Here is a 1,398-nt window from a genome sequence, read left to right as displayed (position 1 = left end):
GGGACTGTAAATTTTCCGGTGTAACTCCTGAGTAAGAAGGAGACCACTGTGACCGATGTGATGAATGATGAGCAGCCCGTCGAGCTCGATGCGGTGCCGCTGGAGCCGGCGGCGTTGCGGGAGGCGACCAACGACGAGCTGGTGGCGCAGCTGGCCGCGCGGGCCCGCGCGGAGGGGTTGCAGCTGACCGGTGAGGGCGGGTTGCTCTCCCAGTTGACCAAAAGGGTGGTGGAGTCCGCGCTCGAAGGTGAGCTCGATGATCACCTGGGCTACGGCAAGCATGACGCCACCGGGCGTGACGGCGGCAATTCCCGCAACGGCCGTCGCGGCAAGACCGTGTTGACCGAAGCAGGACCCGTCGCGCTGGAGGTGCCTCGCGACCGGGATGGTTCCTTCGAGCCACAGCTGGTCAAGAAGCGTCAGCGGCGCCTGACCGGGCTCGATGATCTGGTGATCTCGTTGTCGGCCCGAGGATTAACCCACGGCGAGATCTGCGCGCACCTGGGCGAGGTGTACGGGGCGAGCGTGTCCAAGCAGACCATCTCGACGATCACCGACCGGGTGATCGAGGGCATGGCGGAATGGCAGTCCCGTCCCTTGGATGCCGTGTACCCGGTGATCTTCATTGACGCTGTGAACGTCAAGATTCGCGACGGCAACGTCGCGAACCGGCCGATCTACCTGGCGCTGGCGGTGACCGTGGAGGGCACCCGCGACATCCTGGGGTTGTGGGCTGGTGAGCACGGCGACGGGGAGGGGGCGAAGTTCTGGGCCCGGGTCTTGTCCGAGATCAAGAATAGGGGTACCCAGGACGTCTGCATGGTGGTCTGCGATGGACTCAAGGGCCTGCCCGCAGCGATCGAAACCGTGTGGCCGCAGGCGATCACCCAAACGTGCGTCGTGCATCTGCTGCGCAATAGCTTCAGCTACGCCTCCAAGCGGCACTGGCCGGCGATCGCCAAGGACCTCAAACCGATCTACACCGCGCCGAGTGAATCGGCCGCGTTGGAGGCGTTCGTGGCGTTCACCGACACTTGGGGTGATCGGTACCCGGCGATCACCAAGCTGTGGGATGGCGCGTGGGCCGAATTCGTGCCGTTCCTGCAGTTCGACAACAGTATTCGCAGCGTGGTCTGCACGACCAATGCCATTGAAAGCATAAATGCCCGGATCCGTAGAGCGGTCAACGCGCGGGGCCACTTTCCCACCGAGGCCGCCGCGCTGAAGTGCGTGTACCTGGCGGTCATGAGCCTCGACCCCACCGGACGTGGCCGCAAACGGTGGACCAACCGCTGGAAAGAAGCGTTGAATGCCTTCGACATCACCTTCGACGGACGCCTGTCCGCCGGACGAAAGTAGAACCACCACAACCAGTTACACCGTTAAGTTGACAGACCC

The 1,398-nt window shown here is 63.7% G+C and carries 1 protein-coding gene; it reads left to right on the top strand.

From position 1 onward, the window contains the following. Positions 1-60: 60 nt before the first annotated feature. Positions 61-1,359 (top strand): IS256 family transposase, encoded by a 1,299-nt coding sequence (locus AC5Y7V_RS31350; RefSeq protein ID WP_071289707.1) that lies wholly within the window; start codon positions 61-63, stop codon positions 1,357-1,359. Positions 1,360-1,398 lie beyond the last annotated feature (39 nt).

Source organism: Mycobacterium sp. NGS34 (genome assembly GCF_059812845.1).
This window is presented reverse-complemented; position numbering and strand designations above follow the sequence as displayed.